General features: G+C 43.1%; 13 protein-coding genes. 9 read left to right on the forward strand and 4 right to left on the reverse strand.

Features of this window, described 5'->3' with window-relative positions; genetic code table 11:
• Nucleotides 1–68 precede the first annotated feature (68 nt).
• Complete coding sequence (locus PX482_RS26975; protein WP_288123257.1) at nt 69–257, reverse strand: hypothetical protein; 189 nt, start codon at nt 255–257, stop codon at nt 69–71.
• Nucleotides 258–414: 157 nt separating this feature from the next.
• Here PX482_RS26975 and PX482_RS26980 point away from each other — a divergent pair, with 157 nt between their 5' ends.
• The 5 genes from PX482_RS26980 to ispD all read left to right on the forward strand — a co-directional run bounded on the left by PX482_RS26980 (nt 415) and on the right by ispD (nt 4,033).
• Nucleotides 415–918 (forward strand): hypothetical protein, encoded by a 504-nt coding sequence (locus PX482_RS26980; protein ID WP_002761255.1) that lies wholly within the window; start codon nt 415–417, stop codon nt 916–918.
• Between the two features lie 10 nt (nt 919–928).
• Complete coding sequence (locus tag PX482_RS26985) at nt 929–1,819, forward strand: hypothetical protein (protein ID WP_288123258.1); 891 nt, start codon at nt 929–931, stop codon at nt 1,817–1,819.
• Nucleotides 1,820–2,005: 186 nt separating this feature from the next.
• Nucleotides 2,006–2,656 (forward strand): hypothetical protein, encoded by a 651-nt coding sequence (locus PX482_RS26990; RefSeq protein WP_288094442.1) that lies wholly within the window; start codon nt 2,006–2,008, stop codon nt 2,654–2,656.
• A gap of 154 nt (nt 2,657–2,810) precedes the next feature.
• On the forward strand, nt 2,811–3,209 hold the full coding sequence (locus PX482_RS26995; RefSeq protein ID WP_002799415.1) for a DUF1824 family protein: 399 nt from the start codon (nt 2,811–2,813) through the stop codon (nt 3,207–3,209).
• Nucleotides 3,210–3,352: 143 nt separating this feature from the next.
• Nucleotides 3,353–4,033, forward strand: a complete 681-nt coding sequence (ispD, locus tag PX482_RS27000; RefSeq protein ID WP_288028236.1) for a 2-C-methyl-D-erythritol 4-phosphate cytidylyltransferase — start codon at nt 3,353–3,355, stop codon at nt 4,031–4,033.
• On the opposite strand, the gene PX482_RS27005 is transcribed toward ispD, so the two are convergent.
• A complete protein-coding gene (locus tag PX482_RS27005) occupies nt 4,028–4,645 on the reverse strand; it encodes a serine O-acetyltransferase (protein ID WP_002761245.1) in 618 nt (205 codons plus the stop codon). The two genes, ispD and PX482_RS27005, sit on opposite strands and share 6 nt — an antisense overlap.
• Before the next feature lie 104 nt (nt 4,646–4,749).
• On the opposite strand from PX482_RS27005, the gene PX482_RS27010 reads away from it, so the two are divergent.
• Entirely contained in the window at nt 4,750–5,700 is a 951-nt protein-coding gene (locus PX482_RS27010) for a glycosyltransferase family 2 protein (protein WP_002761243.1), read from the forward strand.
• 118 nt (nt 5,701–5,818) lie between these two features.
• Here the strand turns inward: PX482_RS27010 and PX482_RS27015 are convergent, their stop codons facing one another.
• Entirely contained in the window at nt 5,819–5,947 is a 129-nt protein-coding gene (locus tag PX482_RS27015) for a type II toxin-antitoxin system HicB family antitoxin (RefSeq protein ID WP_071825078.1), read from the reverse strand.
• A gap of 382 nt (nt 5,948–6,329) precedes the next feature.
• On the opposite strand from PX482_RS27015, the gene menB reads away from it, so the two are divergent.
• The 3 genes from menB to PX482_RS27030 all read left to right on the forward strand — a co-directional run bounded on the left by menB (nt 6,330) and on the right by PX482_RS27030 (nt 9,071).
• Nucleotides 6,330–7,163: a 1,4-dihydroxy-2-naphthoyl-CoA synthase gene (gene menB / locus PX482_RS27020; protein ID WP_043999569.1), complete on the forward strand. Its 834-nt coding sequence runs from the start codon at nt 6,330–6,332 to the stop codon at nt 7,161–7,163.
• 240 nt (nt 7,164–7,403) lie between these two features.
• Complete coding sequence (rbp, locus tag PX482_RS27025; protein WP_002759510.1) at nt 7,404–7,706, forward strand: RNA-binding regulator; 303 nt, start codon at nt 7,404–7,406, stop codon at nt 7,704–7,706.
• Between the two features lie 279 nt (nt 7,707–7,985).
• Nucleotides 7,986–9,071 (forward strand): glycosyltransferase family 4 protein, encoded by a 1,086-nt coding sequence (locus tag PX482_RS27030; RefSeq protein ID WP_002759508.1) that lies wholly within the window; start codon nt 7,986–7,988, stop codon nt 9,069–9,071.
• 28 nt (nt 9,072–9,099) lie between these two features.
• Here the strand turns inward: PX482_RS27030 and PX482_RS27035 are convergent, their stop codons facing one another.
• Nucleotides 9,100–9,870, reverse strand: coding sequence for an FkbM family methyltransferase (locus PX482_RS27035; RefSeq protein ID WP_288096189.1), 771 nt, complete (start codon nt 9,868–9,870; stop codon nt 9,100–9,102).
• Between the last annotated feature and the right edge of the window lie 213 nt (nt 9,871–10,083).

Here is a 10,083-nt window from a genome sequence, read left to right on the forward strand (position 1 = left end):
ACGGAGAAAAAATTCGTCTCCACTGGTTTTGCCAAAGAATTAGCCCTAAAAGCCGGGGGTAAATATTATCATCTACCCCGGGCCACGGAACAAGCGATCGCATCTATGGCGCGAGGGGCAATTGCGGGCCTGTAGCTGGGGTTTGCGGCAAAAAGTTTTTCGGTGGGGGCAGGGTGTGGGGTGTGGGGTGTGGGGTGTGGGGTGTAGGGTGTAGGGAAAGAAACCTCTTTCATCTGTGGGGGTGAAAATTTTTTCATCGGGACTGCCTCCTGCCTTCGTTATTGACTCGAATTTTGCTGATTTTCTGTTTTTTTTCGGTCTGGTGTGAGAGAATCTAGAAAAACTTAACAATAATCAGCAATAAGCGAGAGATATACTACAAACAAACATTAGTAAGTTTTAATTAAGATAACTATGAACTTTCGATTTGGCAAAATCTTGATAGCAGGGGTATTGGCGGTACTTTTGCTAGTAACTTCCTGTGCTAAAGCTCCCTCACAATTTGACCAAGCGCAACAAGAAAGTACCGCTCGCGGGGCGGCGGCAGTGGTGAAAGAATCCACCTCTGGCGGCAGTTTTAATCGGTTTTTCCCGCCTTCTGGGGGAGGATACGAGCGCGTCTATACCCAGGAGAAAAAAGGCTTTGCTGAGGCAAAACTGAAGCAAGATGGCAAAGTTCTGGCTATGTTAGCCATATCTGACATCAGCAATAATCCCGCGGCGGCCAATAAATTCCAAGACAGTCAAACCACAATTAAAGGTTTTCCCTCTGTGGAACAGGGTGCAACCGCCAGCGCCGTTTTAGTCAATAATCGCTATCAAGTCAAGGTTTTATCGCGGGAGCCAGATTTTTCTTCCAGCGATCGCCAAGCTTGGTTAGCTAAGTTCGATTTAGATGGTCTAGCAAAATTAAAGTAAGGAGACATCCGTGAGTAAGCCAATTTTTGAACTGGTGGACGAATTACCGACTAATAATCTCACCGTCAAAGTTCTCAAAACCCTTGATTATGTCGTGCCGGGACAGTGGGATAACCTAGTCGGGTTTAAAAATACGATTATCAAAGTCACCGGCGAAACCGACGAAAGCATGATCCAACAGATTGGCGATCGAGCCGTTTGGTTGTTTAATGATAAATCCCAGGGCTATCAACGGGCGCTCTGGCTCTACCAAACCATCGACAGCGCCGATAATGCCCTAGCCGCCGCCTCTCTTGCTAATGTCGTCGGTGGTAAAATTCCCCTCATGGGCGGTTTAATCGAAAAATTAACCCCTGCCCCCGAAAAAGCGCAAACCATCGATCTAACCTTGAAATTAGTGACAGAATTAGTCGCTTTTTGTCAAATTAATGGCATTCCGGGCGATAGTATCGATGATTTCGTCGCTTCTCTGGGAGATTATAGCGGCGAATCCCTGATGCGGATGGCGGCGTTAGTTTGTTTGGATGGTTTAATTCCCCTGGGGGGCAGTTTTATCCGGAAAGTGGAATCGGGCCTCAGCATTCTCACCCCGGAAGAATTAGAATCTAACTCCACTTTCGGCAGTATTAAAGAATTGATTCCGGGGGGAAATACTGCCAGAAAATTAGACTTTATCGGTCAAAGTTTCGACTCCACTAAAGGTTGGATGAGTGGTTTTGTCAGCCAGCGCAGTTTGAGCCAGCAGGGATTATTGAGCAAAATTCAGGGATTTATCGACTTTTCTGCCGATAAATTGGTATATGTTGGGGCATTCCTCGATATGACCACCAATTACTATGAACATACCGGTATTCAAACCCTGGCTCGTCGTTTAATCGAAAGAGCCGTGGCGGAAATTTAAGTGGCACCGGGGGCAGGGATGGACAGACCGATACCAAATCGGTTTTTAATACCATGATTAAGTCCCAATTCAACTTTAAAAACCCAGTTATGGATGGTTTCCCCCTGCTCCGGCACTCACCCACTTTCCTATACCTTTTCCACAGGGTTTAGTATTATAATATCCCCTCCTTAGCCCCTCAAGGTCATGAATCAGTCACAACTTATCCATGCCGCTAAACTCCAGGAGCCAGCCGCTATTATTGCTCTACTTAACCAAAGTCTCTTAACCAGAAAAATAGAGGTTGTTGAAGCCACCCCGCAAGAAAATGCCCTGACTCTAAAAGTTCAATCCAAAAATATACCCAATCAACACAAGTTATTACCTTTTTTGTCGGCAGAAATCAAAAGCTTGGGCATCGATGGATTAGAACAAGTGATCGTTTACGGTATGACCGAGGCATCCGATATCCCCGCTTGGCAAGAATCGATAACCCTGAGTCAAGATGATTTAATCGTCAATCTTGTCACCAAATTAAACTCTTTGCCGATAATAACCGCAGAAATCGCCGAAAATGACCCGGAAGATGCGCCAGAAGCTTTGGAAGACTCTGAAACAACTGAAGAAAAAGCCCTAGAAAAACGGGAGGAGTTCACTGAAGCTGCTGAGAATATTGTGGCGACTGGTGAGCGATTTTCCCTATCTCATCGGAGACACTCCTCTTTTCCCCTCAGTATAATTTTGCCTTACCTAGCGATCGGTTTTGGCACTGGAATTATTATAGGTGCTTACTTTGGCTATCAAAAAGCAGTGAGTGAAATGTACGCACAACCCGGAGCGCTCGAACAACCCCGATAAATTTTCCTGTCCCCAACCTGATATGATAAGACCAATGCAAAATTTTCCTATCTCTAAACCCCAATGATTTAGGGCTTTTTTTCTTGGGAATTTGTCGGTAAGGACAGCAGCAACAGTTGATTTTTTATCTTTAGCCCCACATATCTAACCGCTCATGTCTATGGAAGAAGCCTTGAAACTCCTAAAAGAATATGGATGTATTCAACTAAAAATTGCCCAATCCCCCGAAGAAGAAGAAGCTCTAAGACAGGCAATTTTATTAGTTAACCAAGGTTCGGAATCAATTAATTTAGGTATCTGTGCCGATAACAATGAAGAGGGATTTAAAGCCCTGAAAAGTTATCTACAAGCCCTGGGATACCCCCTACCTAATAGTCTCCCAGAAGACCAACCAGAACAGGGAGCGGTGTATATTAAATACAATACCCAAAGACAAGCTTCCTATCTCGATTCCTATACGGGAACCTATCGCGGTGTCCTGGTTTCTTGTCAGTCAGAAAATGATCAATTAGTCGGTACTTATGGTCACTTTCCCCTCGATTTATTCTCTTAAGAGGCATAGTTTTTGGGTTATTTAAGCGATTAACCATCAGCCGGACAGTGATTACTGTTTACAAATAAGAGGCAAAAAGCTCCCCACTCCTGTCCACTGAATTCTCTTTCCTGACTCTTGTTAACTTTTTACCTGAAAAAAATATGTATTTGTTAATTCCAGCAGCGGGAATGGGTAAACGGATGGGCAGCGATCGCAATAAATTACTGCTCACCCTGCACGGAAAACCTCTCCTGGCTTGGACTTTGCTGGCTGCCATGGAATCGAGGGCAATTATCTGGATTGGCATCATGGCACAACCGGAAGACTTTGAGGATATCCGAGAAATTATCACCCCTATAAATGCCCTTAAACCCGTGCAAATCATCCAAGGAGGTGAAACCAGACAAAAATCGGTTTATAATGGCTTACAAGCCCTACCAGAGGGGGCTGAGACGGTTTTAATTCACGATGGGGCGCGCTGTTTAGCCACTCCCGAATTATTTGATCGCTGTGCCGCCGCTTTAGCCACTTGTCAGGGTTTCATTGCGGCGATTCCGGTGAAAGATACGATTAAAATTGTCGATAGCAAGGGCTGGATTGAGGATACACCGGATCGCTCGCAGTTGTGGGCGGCCCAAACGCCCCAGGGTTTTCAGGTAAAATTATTAAAAGAATGTCATGAACAGGGCCGAAAATTAGATTGGGAAGTCACCGACGATGCCGCCTTATTAGAAAAATGTGGTTTTCCCGTCAAAATTGTCGTCGGTGAAGAAACTAACTTAAAAATTACGACTCCGGGAGATCTGGCAATTGCCGAATATATTTTAAGTCAACGTTTATAATTTTTCATCTACTTTAACGCCGTCCCGTTTAATAATACGAGCGGGAATACCCACCACCACACAATTAGGTGGAACATCTTTGACTACCACTGAATTTGCGCCCACGGTGACATTATCGCCTATGGTAATGTTTCCCAAGACTTTAGCACCGGCGGTAATCCTGACATTATTGCCAATTTTGGGGCGACCGCTTTTATCTTTATAGCCAATTGTTACCTGTTGATTAATCCAACAGTTATCGCCCAAATCCGCCATAACAATCGTACTAAAACCGTGTTGAATAAATAATCCTTTGCCAATCGAACAAGAAGAATCTAGAAATAAATAGGAACTTTCTCGATAGAAAAACCTAAGAATATACATAAAAAAACGGCTGAATGAACCACCTTGAAAAAGACGACAATAATATAAATTTCTAAATTCTTTTGCCTCCAGACACAGAGCTAACAATTGTAACGAATCTGCTCTTTTTTCCCAACCTAATAACTCTACCCAACGCCGCACATCACCTAAGATAAGTTCTCGATTGTTAGCTACCTGAAAAGCAATGATTAAGGGTGAGAGCCAAAGAATACCCACATAGAAAAATAATTTTCGGAAGAAACTTTTCATCGTTGGTCTAAAATAATTGACGATAGACTTGCTTTTTGTTGCTATTGATTATAGTAGTATTGTAGCGAATAGTTCAACCGTCCCCCGTTTATTGGACTCCAACGATGTCAACTACCTTGCAGTTCTTTCCCGAAGTATCCGTGATCGTGCCAATTTATAACGGAGAGAAAGATCTACCCCCTCTCATTGATTGTTTAGCCAAACAGACCTATCCCCGTCAATTAGTTGAATATATTTTAGTTGATAATAATAGTAGCGATCGCACGGCAGAATTATTAGGAAAGGCAGCAGAAGAACAGCGGGGACTGAACCTGATCATTTTAAGCGAAAATCAGATACAAAGCTCCTACGCTGCTCGCAACAAAGGGATCAAAAGCGCTCGTTATCCTTTTCTGGCCTTTACCGATGCCGATTGTCGTCCCGCACCGCAATGGTTGACAGAATTGATCCAACCCTTTAGTGATCCTAACATCGGTCTGGTAGTGGGTGAAATTGCTGCCTTAACTGGTTCCACTTGCTTGGAAAAGTATGCAGAACGTCGTAACTTTATGTCACCAAAATTTCTTTTAGAACATTCTTTTTGTCCCTACGGTCAAACTGCTAACCTCGCTATTCGTCGAGAAGCTTTTCAAAAAGTTGGTTTATTTCGTCCTTATTTAACTACCGGTGGTGATGCCGATATCTGTTGGCGTATTCAACAACAAACCGACTGGCAATTAACCTACGCACCAGAGGCAATTATTTACCATCGTCATCGTTCCACCTTAGAAGACTTAAGAAGTCAATTAAAACGTTATGGGCGCTCGAATCGCTATCTTCACGAATTGTATGGTGTCGAATTGATGCGACCTTTAACCAATCAAGAGTTATTTTTTACTCTCAGTCGTTGGTTATTAAAAGAGCTACCAAAAAATACTCTCAAGTTACTGTTTGGTCAAGCAGATTTAGTAGATTTATTGGCTACTCCCCTCGATTTAATTGGGTTTCAGTCCCGCAGCCAAGGACAAGCCACGGCTAAACTACCCGAAAAAGCTAAAGAAATCGAATGGCTTTAATTCAGTTATCAGTTATCAGATGTGAGTTTTCAGTTATCAGATGTGAGTTTTCAGTGATCAGTGATCAGTTATCGGTTATCAGATGTAAGTTTTCAGTTCACTGATTACTGATTACTGATTACTGTTTACTGATTAAGGTTTCCTCTATGGTTTCTCCCTGAGTGAAACATCCCGGAAGATCCTTAATTTCTGATACATATCCCCCGTCATCATCAGGATAAATTGTTATTGGATATTTTAGCCTCAAATAAAACTCTAATGATTCAAGCTTAGTTTTATTACTTGTACTCTTATTTTTACCTCTTTAAAGTTAGTAAATAGGATAAATGTAAGTAGGTAGGTATTAAAAACTTTCAGATGCCCCCCTTATTAAGGGGGGATTAAGGGGGGACTAAGGGGGGATCGGCACCCCCCTTATCAAGGGGGGCAGGGGGGATCGAACCTAAAATCCATTTTAAATTTAATTATAACCAGCTACTTATTTTGAATAAATACTCAGAAAACATCAAGAAGGGAATCAGCTTTAAACCTTTTCGGTCAACTATCCATTCCCCTATTCTGGCGCTCCAGGCTTCAAAGTGGGGGACAAAATGAGGTAAGGTAAAAAAGCTGTGCCGATAACCGAGACTATGACCGTTGAATGGCAATCCGTAAAAACCTACGAGGATATTCTTTACCATAAATGGGGGGGAATCGCCAAAATCACTATAAATCGCCCCCATAAGCGTAATGCCTTCCGTCCGAAGACAGTTTTTGAGCTTTACGACGCTTTCTGTGATGCTCGCGAGGATGCCCGCATTGGGGTAGTATTGCTCACGGGTGCAGGTCCCCACAGCGACGGCAAATATGCTTTTTGTTCCGGCGGCGATCAGACGGTGCGCGGTCAGGCGGGTTATATTGGCGATGATGGCGTACCCCGGCTCAATGTGCTGGATTTACAGAAATTAATTCGCTCCATCCCCAAGGTAGTTATCGCGCTGGTGGCAGGTTATGCGGTCGGGGGCGGTCATGTTTTACACTTGGTTTGTGATTTAACCTTAGCAGCGGATAACGCCATTTTTGGCCAGACCGGTCCGAAAGTGGGCAGTTTTGACGGCGGTTTCGGCTCTAGTTATCTAGCCCGGGTGGTCGGTCAGAAAAAGGCTCGCGAGATTTGGTTTCTCTGTCGGCAGTATAACGCCCAACAAGCTTTAGAAATGGGTTTGGTTAACCATGTCGTCCCGGTGGAGGAATTAGAGCGGGAAGGGATTAAATGGTCCTTAGAAATTCTCGAAAAAAGTCCCTTGGCGATTCGCTGCCTAAAATCGGCTTTTAATGCTGATTGTGATGGTCAAGCGGGTTTACAGGAGTTAGCGGGCAATGCCACTTTACTCTACTATATGACCGCCGAAGGAGCCGAAGGTAAACAGGCTTTCCTCGAAAAACGTCCCCCCGATTTTAGTCAATATCCTTGGCTACCCTAATCAGTTATCGGTGAACAGTAATCAGTGAAAAGAAAGCAGAAAACCGCCTTGTAATACTGCTCACTTAATACTCCCTACTCCTACTGATCACCGATCACTGATCAGCTATGCTAGTTTAGAGAGAGTAGTTAGGTTCGGTAGCAGCATTGGTTTCAAACAGAAGTGGTTTTTCCCTGATGGCCTTGACTGGGTTGTGTCCGATCTCCTTCTCGAAATGGCTGTGATATTGGGAGACAATCCATGACGATTTACGTTGGTAATCTGGTTTATGACGTCACGACAGATGACTTGAAAGAGGTATTCGCTGAATACGGCACAGTTAGTCGCGTTTACTTGCCCGTAGATCGGGAAACGGGTAAAATGCGCGGTTTTGGTTTTGTGGAAATGTCCTCCGATGAGGAAGAAGCAAAAGCGATCGAAACTCTTGACGGGGCCGAATGGATGGGACGACAGATGAAAGTCAATAAAGCTCGTCCCAAAGAAGATAATTTTGGCGGTGGTGGCCGCGGTGAGCGCAAAAATTTCGGTCGCCGCGAACGTTAAAGAGATTCTTGGAAAATTGCAGAAGCGGTTATTTTTGATAACCGCTTTCCTATGGATAATTAATCAATCTGCGTTTGTTTTCTAACATCCTAATACTCCATAGGGACATTTCATCGTTTTGACGAAAAAAGCTAACGGACGCGAGGATATCCGTTCGTCCATAGATTTTGAGAATGTTATCAGGGAAAATCAAGATTTGATTCGCACCCACTCCCGCCTACCTTATTTGTTCTAATTTTCCCATCATCATCCAACCGCTGCCATAAACTTTGACAAAAAATGAAGATAGCAATCATCACAGCAACTCCCCAAAATGTCAAGCGCGGAAGTGGTACCTTCGTCACCAATATCCATCTGACTAACGAGTTGCGCTCCCAGGGTCATGTGGTTGATGTCTTCTCGCCGGCCAAAGCATCGGGGCCGTTAGGTTATATGGCTCATCGCTTTCTTTGGAATTGGCGACTCGATCCCCGTTGTTTTGACGACTATGATCTGGTGGTGGGTTACGATATGGATGGTTACGCCATCAGCGATCGCCTGAAAGTACCCTTTATTGTTTATATTCTTGGTATTATTGCCGATGAGGCCACCTTTGAGCGGGGTTGGGTGCGAACTTCTCTAGAATTGATGGCAAAAGCCGAGAAAGTGAACGTCCATCGTGCAGATCTGGTCATCTCTATCAGTGAATATTCCCGCACTAGACTCAAGCAACTTTATCAGTATGATGGCAATATCGAAATTGTTCATTCTCTAATTGATCTCAAAGGTTGGGATGCAGCGGTAGCCTCGGTCAAGTATGAGGAAAAAAACCGCGAGCAGAGGAGGCCGACTGTGTTTTGTGTCGGTGTCCAGTATCCCCGCAAAAATGTTGCCACTTTGATCCGCGCCGCCGCAATTCTCCGCCGTCAAATACCCGATGTAGAGGTAAGAATTGCCAGCAAAGGTCCTGAATGGAATAATTTACGCCGTCTGGCACAAGAACTCAATTTAGAGCAAAATGTTACTTTTCTCGGCTATCTTTCCTATCAAGAACTGATCCAAGAATATCTTGATTGTCAAGTTTTTTGTTTACCTAGTCTGCAAGAAGGATTTGGTATAGTTTTTGCTGAAGCTATGGCCAGTTATAAACCGATTGTCGCCAGTCGTTCCTCCTCGACACCGGAGTTGATTGAAGATGGTGTACAAGGTCTATTAGCCAACCCCTTAGATGCCGAAGATTTAGCCAGTAAATTAGCGGAAGTGCTTCTCAATCCAGAAAAAGCTCGTTCCTTAGGGAAGGCAGGTAGAGCGAAAGTTTCAGAATTTGATGCCCCGATTATTGCCCAACGTTTCAGTCAGTTATTAACCAATTTTCTGGAAAAATAGATTAACTTTGAGAATAAAAGTTCAACCACTAACGCACAGCGTATAAATGGAAAATATCCACGAATGTCAAAGGTAGTAATTCTCTTTTTTCTAGTTGAATTTTGAAGCCATTGTCTGCCAGCATTTGGCTTATTTGCTTTAAGCGTCCCTTTTGATCGTGAATTTCAGCCACTATTTGCTTGATTTTCGGCCAGTCTTTAGCTTCGATGCCTTGAAATACTTCGTATTCTTCTCCTTCCACGTCAATTTTCAGTAAGTCAATGGAGTCAATACCGAGTTCATTAATTACGGAAGATAGAGTTCTTACTTCACAGGCTACTTGTTCTTTTTCTTGGAAAAACTCTTCAAACAAATTTTCTATTTTTTGGGAATTCTGATCGACTTGAATATCTTCTAATGCAGCCAAGGTATCCTCTGGCTTTGTGGTTGAATTAGCAGACATATTGGGATAAAAAGTAAAGATTTTTGCTGGGTTATTCTCTGAACTTAATCCACAGTTAAATAAAACAACATCCTCTAAAGAATGCAAATGAATATTTTTTTGCAAAACCTCAAAAGTTGGCTTGATTGGCTCAAAGGCGAAAACTTTTGCTGTTGGTTCAACTCCCTTGACAAAAATAGAGAATAGACCGATATTAGCTCCAACATCAAAGATCACATCGCCTTCTTTGATGACGATATCATGCCCTTCATATTGCCTTTCAGTAAATATTTCCGAAAAAATGTATTCTGTTTCCTCTTTGCTACTACTGTAGTAACATTCCAATCCATTAGAAAAAGTAATTTTTTGGGCAATCACCGTTGATGTATGTATAGTTGCGATCTGGGACAAAATTATATTAACACCATGAATGGCTCCCCGTCAAGAATGAGGTAAGTAGTCATGCAAAATTAATTACCCAAATAAAAAATTAAGAAGTATAATACATAAAAAAACGAAGCAGCAGGAAAATACAATGAGATTGATTAGAGACCTAAACCCCGAGAGCCAGAAAATGCTAGAGAGAATTTA

It is taken from the genome of Microcystis sp. M53602_WE12, from assembly GCF_030065455.1.
Taxonomy (GTDB): domain Bacteria; phylum Cyanobacteriota; class Cyanobacteriia; order Cyanobacteriales; family Microcystaceae; genus Microcystis; species Microcystis aeruginosa.